Here is a 15,570-nt window from a genome sequence, read left to right on the forward strand (position 1 = left end):
GGAGGGTGGAATGTTGAAATCCATAAGCAAGACGTTGTTCGGAGCCGCGCTGATCGGCGCATCCTTCGCATCGCATGCATTTGCCGAAACGACGATCAACGCACTTTTCATGGCCCAGGCCGCCTATAGCGAAGCCGACGTGCGCGCCATGACCGATGCCTTCACCAAGGCTAATCCCGATATCAAGGTCAATCTCGAATTCGTTCCCTATGAGGGCCTGCACGACAAGACCGTGCTGGCACAGGGCTCCGGCGGCGGCTATGACGTCGTCCTCTTCGACGTGATCTGGCCGGCGGAATACGCGACGAACAAAGTGCTCGTCGACGTGTCCTCGCGCATCACCGACGATATGAAGAAGGGCGTTTTGCCCGGCGCCTGGACCACCGTTCAGTACGACGGCAAATATTTCGGCATGCCGTGGATTCTCGATACGAAATACCTGTTCTACAACAAGGAAATCCTCGAAAAGGCCGGCATCAAGGCCCCGCCGAAAACCTGGGACGAGCTGACCGAACAGGCAAAGGCCATCAAGGACAAGGGCCTGCTCGCAACGCCGATCGCCTGGAGCTGGTCACAGGCCGAAGCCGCGATCTGCGACTACACGACACTCGTCAGCGCCTATAAGGGTGATTTCCTGAAGGACGGCAAGCCAGCCTTCCAGACCGGTGGCGGCCTTGACGCCCTGAAATACATGGTTTCGAGCTACAAGTCCGGCCTCACCAATCCGAATTCCAAGGAATTCCTGGAGGAGGATGTCCGCAAGGTCTTCGAAAACGGCGATGCCGCTTTCGCGCTGAATTGGACCTACATGTACAATATGGCGAACGATCCGAAGGACAGCAAAGTGGCCGGCAAGGTCGGTGTCGTACCGGCGCCGGGCGTTGCAGGTAAGAGCGAAGCCTCTGCCGTGAACGGTTCGATGGGCCTCGGCATCACCTCCGCCAGCAAGCATCCGGACGAAGCCTGGAAATACATCAGCTTCATGACCTCGCAGGCGACCCAGAACCAGTACGCCAAGCTCAGTCTGCCGATCTGGGCATCCTCCTATGCAGATCCGGCTGTCACCAAGGGACAGGAAGAACTGATCGCGGCAGCAAAGGTTGGCCTTGCAGCCATGTACCCGCGTCCGACGACGCCGAAATATCAGGAGCTTTCGACAGCACTTCAGCAGGCGATCCAGGAATCGCTGCTCGGCCAGTCCTCGCCGGAAGATGCGTTGAAATCGGCTGCCGACAACAGCGGTCTCTAAGACCGCCGCCAACGGGCGACGCAAAGCGCCGCCCGTTTCCGATCCAGTCCGACAAATAAAAAGGGTGGCCTAAAAATGTCCGGCACCTGGATGACAACCCGCGCGTGGCTTTTGATGCTGCCGCTCCTTGTGGTGATGATCGCCGTCATCGGATGGCCCCTGGTGGATACCGTCCGTCTCTCCTTCACCGATGCCAAGCTCGTCGGCACCGAAGGCAATTTCGTCGGGATCGATAACTACACGAAGATGATCTCCGGTTCGAATTTCCAGCGGACCCTCGTCACGACCGCCTTGTTTGCGATCATTTCCGTTGCCGCCGAGATGGTGATCGGCGTGCTAGCCGCATTGCTGCTCAATCAGGAATTCCGCGGCCGCACTGCGCTTCGCGCATTGATGATCCTGCCTTGGGCCCTGCCGACCGTCGTGAACGCAACGCTCTGGCGGCTGATCTATAATCCGGAATATGGCGCCTTGAACGCGGCGCTGACGCAGCTTGGCCTGATCGATGCTTATCGCTCCTGGCTGGGAGAGCCCGGCACCGCACTTTCGGCATTGATCGTCGCCGATTGCTGGAAGAACTTTCCTCTCGTCGCGCTGATTGCACTGGCGGCGTTGCAAGCGGTTCCGCGCGATATCACCGCCGCCTCGCTGGTCGACGGCGCCGGACCGATCGCCCGCTTTCGCTTTGTGATCCTGCCCTATCTCGCGGGACCGCTGATGGTGGCACTGGTGCTGCGAACCATCGAAGCCTTCAAGGTCTTCGACATCATCTGGGTTATGACGCGCGGCGGCCCGGCCAACAGCACGCGCACATTGTCGATCCTCGTCTATCAGGAGGCTTTCTCCTTTCAGCGCGCCGGATCCGGCGCGTCGCTGGCGCTGATGGTGACGCTGCTGGTGACCGTGCTCGCCGCCGGCTATGCCGCATTGGTGCGCAAGACAGTGGGGAGTGCTGCCTGATGGAGCGCAGGAACCCGATCTTCACCATCTTCATCTATATTGCGGCGGTGCTGCTTGCCGCCGTCATTCTCGCCCCGATCCTCTGGCTGTTCGTCATGAGCATCTCGCCGGCCGCTGATCTCGCAGCGAAACCGCTGCGCTGGTGGCCGCAAACGGCCGATTTTTCCCGTTATCGGCTGCTGTTCTCGACGATCGAGAACAGCACCGGCGCCGCCTTCACCTCCTCGCTGCGCAACAGCATCGAAATTGCGGGCATGGCCACGATAGCGGCCATTGCGCTTGCCATTCCGGCGGGCTGGGCGGTATCGCGCACGCCGTCCGTCGGCTGGTCGCTCTCCCTGGTGATCGCCACCTACATGCTGCCGCCGGTCGCGCTCGCCGTGCCGCTCTATATGGGCCTTGCCTATCTCGGCATGCTCAACAACGTCTTCGGGCTCGCGCTCGTCTATCTCACGATCCTCGCTCCGTTCACGACCTGGCTCATGAAATCCGGATTTGACTCCATTCCGAAAGAAATCGAATCCGCCGCCATGATCGACGGTGCCGGCCTCTTCCAGACGCTGAAGATCATCACGCTGCCACTTGCCATGCCGGTCATCGCGACATCGGCGCTCTTCGCGTTCCTTCTGGCCTGGGATGAATTCTTCTATGCGCTGCTTTTCACTTCGGATCAGCGTGCGAAGACTCTGACCGTCGCCATCGCCGATTTGGCGGGCGGACGTGTATCCGATTACGGACTGATTGCGACCGCCGGTGTGCTTGCCGCCCTGCCGCCGGTTCTGGTCGGTCTCGTCATGCAACGTGCCCTGATCTCGGGGCTGACAAGCGGCGGCGTCAAGGGATGACCATGACCGGACAAAAGACACGACCGCCGGGGCTTGTTGCGATCGATCGCGAAATGGCACGCCAGCAGGCGGACGCCATCGCGTCCTACGAAGGCGGTGGCGAAATGGCCGCCAAGGCCGCCGCCTCTCTGCAGAAAACGGGTAAGCTCATGCTTCTCGGCATGGGAGGATCGCATGCGGTGAACCGCGCGGTGGAACCGCTTTATCGCGCTTTGGGCATCGATGCGATCGCAGCGCCGCTCTCCGAACAGCTCGGCCAGCCCTTGTCGTTGGAGGGGCGGACGATCTTCGTAACCTCGCAATCCGGCGAAAGCGCCGAAGTGGTTCGTTGGTTCAATGAGACCGGCGGCTCGGACGAGACATTCGGGCTAACGCTCGAAGGCAACTCTTTCCTGGCAAAGGCCGCACCGTCCTTGGTCGGCGCGGGCGGCACGGAACTGGCCTTTGCCGCCACCCGCAGCCTGACCGTCACCTTCGCCCTGCATCTCGCCGTCCTTGCCGCGCTTGGCGAAGACCCGGCGGCCGCACTTGCCGTGCTGAAAGCGCCTCAGGACGTCAATATCGCGGCGGCACTCGCCGCACTCGCGACTGTCGAAACGGTCGTCACATCCGGCCGCCGACTGCAGGGCGTCGCCGAAGCGCTTGCCCTTGGTTTGACGGAGCTATCCCGTCGCCCGTGCTTTTCGCTCGAAGGCGGACAGCTTCGGCACGGGCCGACGGAAATGCTCGGGCCAAATATTGGCGTCGTTCTTTTCCGCGGGCGCGACAAGACGGCGGGCCTCGTCACCGCGATGATCGTTTCCGCTGTCGAAACCGGTGCGTCGACCGTCGTCTTCGATGCATCCGGCGAGGAGCCGGTGGCGGGAGCAGTGACGCTTCGCTTCGAGCCGGCAACCGGCCTTGCGGCAATCTTCGCCATGCTGCCGGTCGCGCAACGGCTGATGATCGCCTTTGCCGAAGCCCGCGTCGATAATGCCGGAACGCCCGTCCGCTCGACGAAAATTACGCGGAGTGAATGAATGAAGCCGCTTGCAGTCATCGGCAATGTCAATGTCGACTTGATCCTTGGGCCTGCCGCGCCTTGGCCGAAGGCGGGCACCGAGATCATCGTTGACCATGACGAGCTTCGTGTCGGCGGCGCGGCGGGGAATAGCGCGCTTGCCTGGGAAGGAATGGGCGTCAACTTCGAGATCGCGGCCAATGTCGGCAACGATCAGTTCGGCCGCTGGCTGAGCGAAGCCTTCGGCAAACGGGCTGCGAAATGGCCTGTGCGACCGGAGGGCACGACGCTTTCGGTTGGGATCACCCATCCGGACGGCGAACGCACGTTCTTCACGACGCGCGGTCACCTGCCACGTCTCAGCCTTGTCGATGTCTTTGCCGTTCTCGACGGATCGACGCTCTCCGGCGGTTACGTCCTTCTCTGCGGCCCCTTCCTGACCGACGACCTGACGCGGGATTACGACGCGTTGTTCGACTGGGCCGACAAGCATGGGATCACGGTCGCACTCGACACCGGATGGCCGCTCGATGGCTGGACGGATGAAAATTGCGCCGCCACGCGCGGCTGGCTGTCGCGCTGCGGTATTGCCCTGTTGAATGAGGTGGAATCGACCACGCTCGCGGGTCTGGACGACCCGGCAGACGCCGCGCGCCATCTTCGCTCGCATATGCCGGACGGAGCGATCGTCGTCGTCAAACGCGGCCCCGATGGGGCGATTGCCATCGGCAGAGACGGCGCACTCGTTGTGGTCCCTGCACCTCAGGTGAAAGTCGTGGATACGATCGGCGCCGGCGACGTCTTCAATGCCGCATTTCTGGCGGCGCTTGCCCGCGACGAAATGCTTTCTACCTGTTTGGCTGCGGGAACGGAGGTCGCATCGCGCGCCATTTCCACCCTTCCCCGCAGCTATGGCGAGCTCAAGGCTACCAAGGAGGCCGCACGATGAGCGCGCTCGAAATCCAGAACATCCGCAAGACATACGGCCAGGTCGAAACGCTGAAGGGCATTGATATCGCGCTGGAAAGCGGCGAATTCCTGGTGCTGCTTGGCTCTTCCGGCTGCGGCAAGTCCACACTGTTGAACATCATCGCCGGTCTTGCCGAGGCGACCAGCGGCGATGTGCGGATAGGCGCGCGCTCGGTTCTTGGCGTGCATCCCAAGGACCGCGACATCGCCATGGTGTTCCAATCCTATGCGCTCTATCCAAACTTGACTGTCCATCGCAATATCGGCTTCGGTCTTGAGATGCGCAAAGTGCCGGCGGCAGAGCGCGACAAGGCCGTGCGCGAGGCTGCTAAATTGCTTCAGATCGAAAATTTGCTGGAGCGCAAGCCAAGCCAGCTTTCCGGCGGCCAGCGGCAGCGTGTTGCGATCGGCCGCGCGCTCGTGCGCAAGCCGGAAGTCTTCCTTTTCGATGAGCCGCTTTCGAACCTCGACGCCAAGCTGCGCATGGAAATGCGTACCGAACTCAAGCGTCTTCATCAGATGCTGAAGACGACGGTTGTCTACGTCACCCACGATCAGATCGAGGCGATGACGCTCGCCACTAGGATCGCCGTCATGCGAGACGGACGGATCGAACAATTGGGCACGCCGGAGGAGATCTACAACAGTCCCGCAACACTCTATGTGGCAACCTTTGTCGGCGTGCCGCCGATGAACCTCTTGAAGACCACGGTTCGCCCCGAAGGATTGCAGTTGCAAGGCGCAGGCACTTGCCTGCCGCTCCCCGAACGCTTCAAAGGCAAAGTCAAAGAGGGCCAACAACTTGTTCTCGGCCTACGGCCAGAGGCATTGCGCCTGGAACAAGCCGCCTTATCGATCGAAGCCGTGCCCGAAATTGCAGAGTTGACCGGCCCCGAACTCGTCGTCACCGCCCTCGCCGGAGATCAGCGATTGACGGCTTGCCTCCCTCCTCGCACACCAATCGACTATAATGGCAAGCTCACGCTATTCTTCGGCGATGAAGCGATACATCTTTTCGACGCGGAAACGGGTCTTAGCTGCCTTCGATAGGCTAGATGGACCACTATTTTGCATCGTGAAAAATGATGCCGACGGTATGGCGCATGCCTGAACGAAGACGGCTGACGCCATGCCGGAGGTTGACGCGATAATTCCCCTTGGAGCCCTGGACGGGACGATTATGGACCGCGAAGGCGACCGCATCACCCTGGCGCAGCGGCACCACCTCGGCGCGACTTTGCATCCGCGGACGCTGTTCCGTCAGAACGAACTCGCCGCCTGTGAAATCCCTCCCCGGTTCGGAAAGCAGGATCGCCACCTGTAGCGGGAATGCGAGGTCGCCGTAGAGATCCTGATGCAGGCAATTGAAATCGCCTGGGACATATTGCAGCAGCAGCGGCGTCGGCCGCGTCTGGCCCGCATCATGGCATTGCTTGAGGAAGTCCGCATGATCTGCGGGGTAACGCTGATCGATGCCCATGCGGCCGTTCCAGTCGTTGGCAATCTCGGCCAATCGCGGATAGAGCGCCGTGCGCAAATCGCCAAGCAGATTGGGCAGCGGATATCTGAAATAGCGGTATTCTCCTTTGCCGAAGCCATGCCGCGCCATGTGAATATGGCTGCGAAAACGCTCTTCCTGCGGATAAAGGCCGGCAATCTCCCGGCACTCCTCGGGCGACAAAAGCTTTTCCATGACCGCGCAGCCAAACCCGCTCAGCTCCTCTGATAGTTTCTGCCAGTCATACGCGGCGACACGCGCCTCTGCGGACCGTGCCGCGGAGGCTGATGGATTGAGCTTCGAATGAGCATTCACGACTTGGCTTCCTTCTCGATGAGCGCGCGCTTTCGTTCGATGCCCCAGCGATAGCCGGACAACGTGCCATTGCTGCGGGCGACCCGATGGCAAGGTATGCCCAAGGCGATCGCGTTTGCCGCACAAGCACTGGCGACGGCGCGAACGGCCTTCGGCTTACCGATGCGCCGGGCAAGCGCGGCATAGGTGACCATTGCCCCGCACGGAATTGCGCGAAGGGCATCCCACACCCGACGTTGGAACGGCGTGCCGCGCCGCATGTCGAGCGGCAGATCAAGCCCGGCGTCCGGTCTCTCGATAAACCGAACGACCTTGTCGATATCGTCGCGGAGGCGCGCTTCGTTTGAGATCAGTTTGCTCGTCGGAAAGCAGGCCGCGAGATCATCGATCAGTTCATCGCCATCCGATCCGATCAGGATAGCACAGACGCCGAGGGCACTGCGAGCGACGAGAATTTTGCCCAATGCACTATCGCTGATCGAATAGGCGATATCGTTTGAAGCATCTACGCTCTTCGTCGAGCGCTTGGGCCGCGAGGCGGTTTCCATGTTGATGACGTTCATCGGCTTAACTCCATGATCTTTCTGATGATCGACAATAGAGCCGCGGCCATTCCTCCTCACTCCGGTCCTTGCTATCAAATCGGCAAGTTTTTCGGCCCGTGGGAAAAACAATTCATTTTCGGTGGTGCCGATCCGATCGCAATGTCTCGATCATCGGATGCAGGATCGGCCGATAGCCGGCCTGCAGGGCCATGAAGGTGGAGGGCGGCGTCAACATGCCTTCGGCGTGCATGAGCGTCTGAGGCGGCTCGTAGCCATGCTCGGTCCAGCGGTAAGCGTGGCCGTCAGCGATCGTGCAGGCCGAACCGGATGCCACGACAACCGTACCATTCGGCAGCTCGGAGAGTTGTCCCGGAAGGGGATGGATCCGTTTTCGCCCGCGATCCATCCGTTCGCCATGCAGGACAGCGTCCATAACGGCAACCGAGGGTTCAGCCTGCCCTCTCGCGCCGGCCCATGCCGCGCGAAATGCCTTGGCCACATCACGCCGGCAGAAGAAACACGGGCGATGACCTGCGGCCAGCGCCACCGCCTCATCCAGAAAGAACAGCTCGGTCCAGCTCCTGTTGGCCATGACATCGCGGCGGCGGCCTTTGTATTCACAAGTGCAAACCAACCATGCCGTGCTGGACCAGCGTTTGTTCAAAAGCGTTTTGGTCGCCGGATCGTGGATGATGCCGCGGTTGCCGGTGAACAGTCCCCGTTGCGAAATCGCCACGATATCGCCGAAGGGGGTGACGCGATTCTGAAGGGGAGCACTCATGTCAGAATAGTGCCTCGCTCGCGCCGCATGCGCCAGAGATATCGCCGCATGACAGTACGATGCGGGAAAATGCTCATCGGGTTCTCAACGGCCTTCGGTCGCTTCACGGTCAAGCAGAACGCGTTTTCGCTCTACGCCCCAGGCATAGCCGGAAAGCGAACCATCGTTCCGCACCACCCTATGGCATGGGATTGCGACGGCCAGATTGTTGGCCGCGCACGCTCCGGCGACGGCGCGCACCGCCTTGGGTGAACCGATGCGGCGGGCGATTTCCATGTAGGAGACGGTCCGGCCAACCGAGATTTCCCGTAGCGCCTGCCAAACCCGCTGCTGAAATGCCGTACCGCGAACGTCGAGCGGCAAGTCGATCCCAAGACCTGGCGCCTCCACGAGGCCGACGACACGCGCCACAAGGGCTTCGTACTCCCCGTCCGCACCAATCAGGTTGGCGTTGGGAAAACGATCCTGAAGATTGCGCACCAGCGCCTCGGGGTCGCTGCCGAGGAGAATGGCCGCCACGCCTTTCCTGCTCGACGCCACCAGGATCGCGCCCAGCGACGATTGACCGACCGCGAAGCGGATATCTTCGTTGGCGCCTCCCGATCGATACTGGGTCGGCGTCATTCCGAGCATATCGGTGGATTTCTCGTAAAAGCGGCCGCTCGAATTGAACCCGGCATCGTAGATCGCCTCGGTCACGCTGTTGCCGTTCGCAAGGCCTTCACGGACTTTCGCCGCGCGGTGTGCCGAGGCGTAATCCTTGGGCGTCAAGCCGGTCGCCGATTTGAATAGCCGATGGAAATGACTGGCACTGCGTCCGGCCGCCTCTGCGAGCTGGTGCAAGGACGGTTCTTCCTCGCTCTCTTCGATCAATCGGCAAACGCGCGCAATGATGGCGGCATTCTCACCGTCTGAGGAAAGACCATCCGGCTTGCATCGCTTACAGGGGCGAAAGCCCGTCGCTTTCGCGGCTTGAAGTGAATCATGCAATTGCACGTTCTTGGGGTTTGCGGTTCGCGATGGACAGGAGGGCCGGCAATAGACACCGGTCGTTGCCACCGAATACCAGAGATGGCCATCGGCGGTTCGATCGCGGGCGACGATACGTGCCCAGCGCGGATCATCGGCCACTGCCGTTTGTGTAAAAGCTGTCCGGTTTCGGGGCATCACGGTCATGTCGTTCGTCCCTGTGCGATCCAGAGTAAGAACATCATTCTTGGCAGCGGAAGAGCCGCGCAGCCACCCGATTCCTGCGTGAGCGGATTATCCGAAGGTCGCCGCCCGAAAGATGGGCGGCGACCTGCCATCAGGCGGCCTTGATGAGGCCAAGCTGCGTGAGCGCGGTCACACCGTCGTCGAGGCCGATTTCCTCGGCGATCTTGCCATTCTCGATGCGCAGGATGGTGGTGCCGGTGAAGTGCATCTTGCGACCAGTCGCAGCCGGCAGCGATCCGACCAGAAAGTCGGAAAACGCCGGACCGGTATGCGTGCCGCCGCCCTCCCACTGGCCGACGACATAGTCGCCTTCGGCAATGAGGTCGGCGGTGCCCCAGAAATTGAGATCAGGGAATGCCGCGCGGAAACTGGTCATGAAATCCCTGATGTCCTCATGGCCGCGACGCGGCTCATGCAGCGAATACTTCAACAGCATGTCCGGTGTGGCGAGGTCAGCGACGACAGACAGGTTGCAGGTCTCACCCCAGAATTCGGTAAACCAGCGCGCGACGATGGCCTTGTTGTCCTGTTCTTTGCTCATGTGAAGTTCCTTTTTGATGTATCCATTGGGGATCATCGATCTCGATCGACGACCTGAGCAAAGGGATAGGCCGATCCGCCAGCGTCAAAACTCCGGTTCTTGCTCCGCAATCGAATCCGTCCAACGCGTGCTTTACGGCCGCGCATGATGACAGACGACACGTAAAGAGAGATGCTTGAGTTTGAAAGCAAGGAACGGGGTGCCGGCCGACCGGATCGGTGGGAAAGTTCGCCTGTTACAGAGGGAGAACGCAGATGAAAGCTCAAATCACCACGCTTGTCGCATTCGCGATCTTCGCAGCCTCTCCGGCATCCGCCATCCAGCGGCTGCAAACGGCCTCGAGGTCGTGCTCCGAAATCCAATCCTTCGTTCAGGCAAACCGCTCGGTCATCCTGCAGTATCCGTCGGCGCGGGGTTCCGGTGCCCTGCTTTATGACCGCGCCGTTGCCAATTCCGATGTTTGCCTTGGCAACGGCTTCGGCGAACGAAGCTCTGTGCCGTCGAGGGACCAGCGCAATTGCGCCATTTGGGTTTGCCGCTCCAGCACCGATCTGCGCCCGTGACTAGGCGCATGCAGCGGCACGCATCGCCGCCGCCCGGTGTCGCAAGAAATGACGAATATCTTATTTAAGGAATAGGCGACAAAGGCATTTAGATTTGATAAAACTAGACTACCGGTTGCGGTTTGACGTGTCGGTAAAAATTTGCCGGGCGTCTTCGCACCGCCAACCGGATCGTGGTGGAGGAGGAGAGTGCTATGGCGGCGTTCCATGTCATGGCCGGTGCGAAGGGCGAATTTACGCGCCCCGAGGTCCGCAAGATTGGTATCGCGGACCTTGTGGATGCACTGAGGTCGGGACTTGATGACTTCAGAGAGAAACCATCCCATTATGTTTTTCTCTGTCTTATGTACCCGATAGCAGGCATCTTTCTGGTCATGTGGAGCTCCGGTGCCGACCTGCTGCCGCTGCTTTATCCCTTGATGTCGGGCTTTGCGCTGATTGGTCCGATCGCGGCCATCGGTCTCTATGAGATCAGTCGACGCCGTGAGCAGGGGCTCGACAGTTCCTGGCATCATGCGTTGGAGGTTCGCCACTCGCCGGCGCTGCCGTCGATCATTGCGGTCGGCCTCATGTTGCTCGTGCTTTTCGTCGCGTGGCTGATCGTCGCACAGCTCGTCTACGCCATGACCTTCGATGAGGCCGGTCTGACCTCGATCTCCACTTTTTTATCGGACGTGCTGACGACCCCGCGCGGTTTCTCGCTGATGCTGTGGGGAAACCTAGCCGGTTTTATCTTCGCAATCATTGTTTTGGCGACGACGGTGGTGACCTTCCCGTTGCTGCTGGACCGGGATATCGGCGCTGTTGCAGCCATCGACGCAAGCATACGCGCAACCCTTGCCAATCCAGGACCGGTCGCTCTTTGGGGATTGATCGTCGCGGCATTGCTCGTCGTCGGCACCATCCCGATCTTTGCCGGCCTTGCAGTCGTCATGCCTATCCTCGGGCATTCGACCTGGCACCTGTATCGAAAATTGATTGCCCCCGCCTACCCGAACCGCACGCCTTGAATTCGCAAAGGAAATTTACTCCGGCATCATCCTCCAAGCCGTTGCGAGCTGCCACATGTCAGTCGCCTTGGTTGGGATAGCGATGAAGAGAATGAGGATTGCCATGTCTTACCGCTTTCTTCCGATCTGTCTGCTTTTCGCCGTTTCTTTTTCATTTGATGCCCTCGCGCAGGAGGGTGATGCCACGGCAGGCGCCACCGTCTTCAAGAAATGCGCCATCTGCCATGTAGCCGAAACGGACCAGAACAAGGTCGGCCCGTCGCTGAACGGCCTGTTCGGCAGGACGGCCGGAACACACCCGAATTTCGCCTATTCGCCGGCCATGCAAGAGGCGGGCAAGGGCGGCCTGGTGTGGAGCGAGACGACGCTCCGCGACTATTTGCACGCCCCCCAGGCGAAGGTGAAGGGCACGAAAATGACCTTCGTCGGCCTGAAGGACGATACCGAGATTACCAATCTGATCGCCTATCTAAAGCAATACTCTAAATAGCGAGATGCCTGATATGGACGAGCTGTTTTCTGCGTCGCCGGTCGGATCGGCGGAAGTTCGGTTCAATACGGCACGTCCCCTTTTGGTCCGCGGCGTGGGTATGCTGCGTGCGGTTCGGCTGGATCAACCACTACCTTTGCCGCAATTGCCCGGGTGATTTGTTCATGAGATAATACTAAAACGTTTCGCGATGAGATTGTGGAAACGTTCGCGGCCGGGTCAGGGAGGAGACGATGGCTGTCGTATTGATTCTCGTTCTGCTGGTGGTGGGATCGATCGGGTTCCATCTGCTGAGCCCTTGGTGGTGGACGCCGATCGCGTCCAATTGGAGCTATATCGACAACACGATCGTCATCACGTTCTGGATCACCGGCGTGGTTTTCACGGTCGTCGTGTTGTTCATCGCCTACTGCGTGCTCCGCTTCAGGCATCGCGCCGGAAACCGGGCGGCTTATCAGCCCGAAAACAAGCGGTTGGAATGGTGGCTCGCCGCCGGAACGGCAATCGGCGTAGCGGCAATGCTCGCACCGGGCCTGTTCGTGTGGAAACAGTTCGTCACGGTTCCGCCCGACGCCAGCGAAGTCGAAGTCGTCAGTCAGCAATGGCAATGGAGTTTCCGGCTGCCGGGCGCGGACGGAAAGCTCGGGCGGGCGAACACGCGCGATGTGACCCCGGACAACCCGCTCGGCTTGAACAAGAGCGATCCCGCGGGACTGGACGACGTCATCGTCGAAGGTGGCGAGCTGCACATCCCCGCCGGCAAGCCGGTCAAGATGCTTCTGCGTTCGATCGACGTTTTGCACGATTTCTACGTACCGGAATTCCGGGCCAAGATGGACATGATTCCCGGTACGGTGACCTATTACTGGTTCATACCGACGCGGACGGGAACCTTCGAAGTTCTTTGCGCGGAATTATGCGGCGTCGGTCATCCGCAGATGCGCGGCACGGTCGTCGTCGATACCGATACCGCCTATCAAGCCTGGCTGCAGCAGCAGCCGACTTTCGCGAAATCGCTGGCGTCCGTGGAAAAGTCGGCGGCCAAGTAAGTGCCATCCGCACTTGAGGAGGAAGGCCGCGTCGGAGGAATAGGGAGGATGGAATATGGTCGATATTGGGTCCGGCACCGAGCAGGTCATCCAGCCCGCTGAAGTCGAGGATGTGGAGCTTTATCATCCGAAAAGCTGGTGGACGAGATATGTCTTCAGTCAGGATGCCAAGATCATCGCCATTCAGTATTCCCTGACCGCCATTTCGATCGGCATGGTGGCGCTGGTGCTGTCCTGGCTGATGCGCCTGCAGCTCGGCTTTCCCGGCTATTTCTCCTTCATCGACGCGGAGCATTATTATCAGTTCATCACCATGCACGGCATGATCATGGTGATCTACCTGCTGACGGCGCTGTTCCTCGGCGGATTCGGCAACTATCTGATCCCATTGATGCTCGGCGCCCGCGATATGGTGTTTCCTTACGCGAACATGCTGAGCTACTGGCTCTATCTGCTTGCGGTCATCGTGCTGGTCGTCGGTTTCTTCGCGCCCGGCGGGCCGACCGGCGCCGGCTGGACGTTGTATCCGCCACAGGCTCTTCTATCGGGTACGCCTGGAGGGCGTGACTGGGGCATCATCCTGATGCTGTCGTCGCTGATCCTGTTCATCATCGGCTTTACCATGGGCGGGCTGAACTATGTCGTCACCGTGCTGCAGGGACGCACCCGCGGCATGACACTGATGCGAATGCCCTTGACGGTCTGGGGCATATTCACCGCAACCGTGATGGCGCTGCTCGCCTTCCCGGCACTTTTCGTCGCCGCCGTCATGATGCTGTTCGACCGCTTGCTCGGCACGAGCTTCTTCATGCCCGCCATCGTCGAGATGGGCCAGCAGTTGCAGCAAGCGGGCGGCAGCCCCATCCTGTTCCAGCACCTGTTCTGGTTCTTCGGTCATCCGGAGGTCTATATCGTCGCGCTGCCAGCCTTCGGCATCGTCTCGGATCTGATCAGCACTCATGCGCGCAAGAACATCTTCGGCTACAGGATGATGGTCTGGGCGATCGTCATCATTGCCGCGCTGAGCTTTATCGTATGGGCGCATCATATGTATGTCAGCGGCATGAATCCGAACTTCGGGTTCTTTTTCGCGACCACAACCTTGATCATCGCCATTCCGACGGCAATCAAGGTCTATAACTGGGTGCTGACGCTCTGGCGCGGCGATATCCATCTGACATTGCCGATGCTGTTTGCCCTGGCCTTTATCGTCACGTTCATCAATGGCGGGCTGACCGGCCTCTTTCTCGGCAATGTCGTCGTCGACGTGCCGCTGTCCGACACCATGTTCGTCGTTGCCCATTTCCATATGGTGATGGGGGTCGCGCCGATCCTGGTGATCTTCGGCGCAATCCATCATTGGTATCCGAAAATCACCGGGCGCATGCTGAACGTAACGATGGGCCATATCCACTTCTGGATCACCTTCCTCGGCGCCTATGCGATCTTCTTCCCGATGCACTATCTCGGCCTGATGGGCGTGCCGCGCCGTTATTACGAACTGGGCGAAACGGCCTTCATTCCACCGTCGGCGCATACGCTGAACATGTTCATCACCGTCGCCGCACTGATCGTCGGCGCTGCTCAGCTTCTGTTCCTGTTCAATCTCGCCTGGAGCCTTCGCTGGGGCCGGCAGGCGGGCGGCAATCCGTGGCGGGCAACGACATTGGAATGGCAGACCCCGCAAACGCCGCCTGCGCACGGAAATTGGGGCAAGGAGCTGCCGATCGTCTACCGCTGGCCGTATGACTACAGCGTCCCCGGCGCGGATCAGGACTTCCTGCCGCAGAACCAGCCGGCGCCGAGCAGGCTGCCCGAAAGGGCGCCGTCATGAGCGCCATTCTCATCTTCATGGCTGGGCTTTTCGGCATCATCGCCTGGTGGATGGCGCGGCAGCGGCTGACCTCGAAGCCCTGGTTGGAGGCGGGTTTGGCAGGCGATGCGCCGGAGATGCGGGGATCGCCGGCGACAGCGGCGAAAGTCGGCCTCGGCATCTTTCTCGCCGTCGTCGGCGCCTTGTTCACGCTCCTCATCAGTGCCTATCTTACACGCCTCAGCGGCTCCGATTGGTGGAGCATCCCGATCCCTCGGCTGCTTTGGGTGAATACCGCCGCGCTTGCCGCCAGCAGCGTCGCACTGCAATGGGCGAAAACCGAAGCCCGCCTTGAGCGCAGCGAGATGCTGAACACAGCTCTTACAGTGTCCTTCGTGCTGGCTGTTCTCTTCCTTGCCGGCCAGGTTTTGGCATGGCGGCAATTGGTTGCGGCCGGCTACTTCCTTGCGGACAACCCATCGAACAGCTTCTTCTACATGATCACCGGCCTGCACGGCCTGCACATTCTAGGCGGCCTTTTCGTGCTTGGACGCACGACAATCCGCGCCCAAGCCGCCAACCACGCGCCTGTGAGAATCCGCCTGAGCGTCGATCTCTGCGCCATCTACTGGCATTTCATGCTTGTTGTCTGGCTGGTCCTTTTTGCGCTCTTTGCCGGCTGGGCCAATAGTTTCGCCGATCTCTGCCGTCAATTGGTCACCTGAGG

Annotated in this window: 17 protein-coding genes; 12 read left to right on the forward strand and 5 right to left on the reverse strand. The window is 60.3% G+C overall.

Translation table 11 applies throughout. From position 1 onward, the window contains the following. Window positions 1–10: 10 nt before the first annotated feature. The 6 genes from NXC24_RS31810 to ugpC all read left to right on the forward strand — a co-directional run bounded on the left by NXC24_RS31810 (window position 11) and on the right by ugpC (window position 6,073). On the forward strand, window positions 11–1,249 hold the full coding sequence (locus NXC24_RS31810; RefSeq protein WP_104827278.1) for an extracellular solute-binding protein: 1,239 nt from the start codon (window positions 11–13) through the stop codon (window positions 1,247–1,249). Window positions 1,250–1,324: 75 nt separating this feature from the next. Next, window positions 1,325–2,209 carry a sugar ABC transporter permease gene (locus tag NXC24_RS31815; RefSeq protein WP_104827279.1) on the forward strand — a complete coding sequence of 295 codons (885 nt, stop codon included), beginning with the start codon at window positions 1,325–1,327 and terminating at the stop codon, window positions 2,207–2,209. Next, a complete protein-coding gene (locus NXC24_RS31820) occupies window positions 2,209–3,054 on the forward strand; it encodes a carbohydrate ABC transporter permease (protein WP_104827280.1) in 846 nt (281 codons plus the stop codon). Before NXC24_RS31815 ends, NXC24_RS31820 begins: the two co-directional genes overlap by 1 nt. Next, a complete protein-coding gene (locus NXC24_RS31825) occupies window positions 3,051–4,073 on the forward strand; it encodes an SIS domain-containing protein (protein ID WP_104827281.1) in 1,023 nt (340 codons plus the stop codon). The genes NXC24_RS31820 and NXC24_RS31825 overlap by 4 nt, the downstream gene beginning before the upstream one ends. Beyond that, window positions 4,074–5,003, forward strand: a complete 930-nt coding sequence (locus NXC24_RS31830; RefSeq protein WP_104827282.1) for a PfkB family carbohydrate kinase — start codon at window positions 4,074–4,076, stop codon at window positions 5,001–5,003. Then, window positions 5,000–6,073 (forward strand): sn-glycerol-3-phosphate ABC transporter ATP-binding protein UgpC, encoded by a 1,074-nt coding sequence (gene ugpC, locus NXC24_RS31835; RefSeq protein ID WP_104827283.1) that lies wholly within the window; start codon window positions 5,000–5,002, stop codon window positions 6,071–6,073. Before NXC24_RS31830 ends, ugpC begins: the two co-directional genes overlap by 4 nt. A gap of 13 nt (window positions 6,074–6,086) precedes the next feature. On the opposite strand, the gene NXC24_RS31840 is transcribed toward ugpC, so the two are convergent. The 5 genes from NXC24_RS31840 to NXC24_RS31860 all read right to left on the reverse strand — a co-directional run bounded on the left by NXC24_RS31840 (window position 6,087) and on the right by NXC24_RS31860 (window position 9,918). Next, window positions 6,087–6,836, reverse strand: coding sequence for a 2OG-Fe(II) oxygenase (locus NXC24_RS31840; RefSeq protein WP_104827284.1), 750 nt, complete (start codon window positions 6,834–6,836; stop codon window positions 6,087–6,089). Continuing rightward, on the reverse strand, window positions 6,833–7,399 hold the full coding sequence (locus NXC24_RS31845) for a methylated-DNA--[protein]-cysteine S-methyltransferase (RefSeq protein WP_104827285.1): 567 nt from the start codon (window positions 7,397–7,399) through the stop codon (window positions 6,833–6,835). Before NXC24_RS31845 ends, NXC24_RS31840 begins: the two co-directional genes overlap by 4 nt. 112 nt (window positions 7,400–7,511) lie before the next feature. After that, window positions 7,512–8,162, reverse strand: coding sequence for a hypothetical protein (locus NXC24_RS31850; RefSeq protein WP_104827286.1), 651 nt, complete (start codon window positions 8,160–8,162; stop codon window positions 7,512–7,514). A gap of 84 nt (window positions 8,163–8,246) precedes the next feature. Next, entirely contained in the window at window positions 8,247–9,338 is a 1,092-nt protein-coding gene (ada, locus tag NXC24_RS31855) for a bifunctional DNA-binding transcriptional regulator/O6-methylguanine-DNA methyltransferase Ada (protein ID WP_104827287.1), read from the reverse strand. Window positions 9,339–9,468: 130 nt separating this feature from the next. Continuing rightward, window positions 9,469–9,918: an ester cyclase gene (locus NXC24_RS31860; RefSeq protein WP_104827940.1), complete on the reverse strand. Its 450-nt coding sequence runs from the start codon at window positions 9,916–9,918 to the stop codon at window positions 9,469–9,471. 254 nt (window positions 9,919–10,172) lie between these two features. On the opposite strand from NXC24_RS31860, the gene NXC24_RS31865 reads away from it, so the two are divergent. The 6 genes from NXC24_RS31865 to NXC24_RS31890 all read left to right on the forward strand — a co-directional run bounded on the left by NXC24_RS31865 (window position 10,173) and on the right by NXC24_RS31890 (window position 15,568). Then, window positions 10,173–10,481, forward strand: a complete 309-nt coding sequence (locus NXC24_RS31865) for a hypothetical protein (protein ID WP_104827288.1) — start codon at window positions 10,173–10,175, stop codon at window positions 10,479–10,481. Between the two features lie 194 nt (window positions 10,482–10,675). Continuing rightward, window positions 10,676–11,491 carry a DUF2189 domain-containing protein gene (locus NXC24_RS31870; RefSeq protein WP_104827289.1) on the forward strand — a complete coding sequence of 272 codons (816 nt, stop codon included), beginning with the start codon at window positions 10,676–10,678 and terminating at the stop codon, window positions 11,489–11,491. Between the two features lie 103 nt (window positions 11,492–11,594). Further along, window positions 11,595–11,981: a cytochrome c family protein gene (locus NXC24_RS31875; protein ID WP_104827290.1), complete on the forward strand. Its 387-nt coding sequence runs from the start codon at window positions 11,595–11,597 to the stop codon at window positions 11,979–11,981. Between the two features lie 233 nt (window positions 11,982–12,214). Continuing rightward, entirely contained in the window at window positions 12,215–13,030 is an 816-nt protein-coding gene (locus tag NXC24_RS31880; protein WP_104827291.1) for a cytochrome c oxidase subunit II, read from the forward strand. 55 nt (window positions 13,031–13,085) lie between these two features. Then, on the forward strand, window positions 13,086–14,864 hold the full coding sequence (locus NXC24_RS31885) for a cytochrome c oxidase subunit I (RefSeq protein ID WP_104827292.1): 1,779 nt from the start codon (window positions 13,086–13,088) through the stop codon (window positions 14,862–14,864). Continuing rightward, window positions 14,861–15,568 carry a cytochrome c oxidase subunit 3 gene (locus NXC24_RS31890; protein WP_104827293.1) on the forward strand — a complete coding sequence of 236 codons (708 nt, stop codon included), beginning with the start codon at window positions 14,861–14,863 and terminating at the stop codon, window positions 15,566–15,568. The genes NXC24_RS31885 and NXC24_RS31890 overlap by 4 nt, the downstream gene beginning before the upstream one ends. The last annotated feature ends 2 nt before the right edge of the window (window positions 15,569–15,570 follow it).

The organism is Rhizobium sp. NXC24, assembly GCF_002944315.1.
GTDB lineage: Bacteria > Pseudomonadota > Alphaproteobacteria > Rhizobiales > Rhizobiaceae > Rhizobium.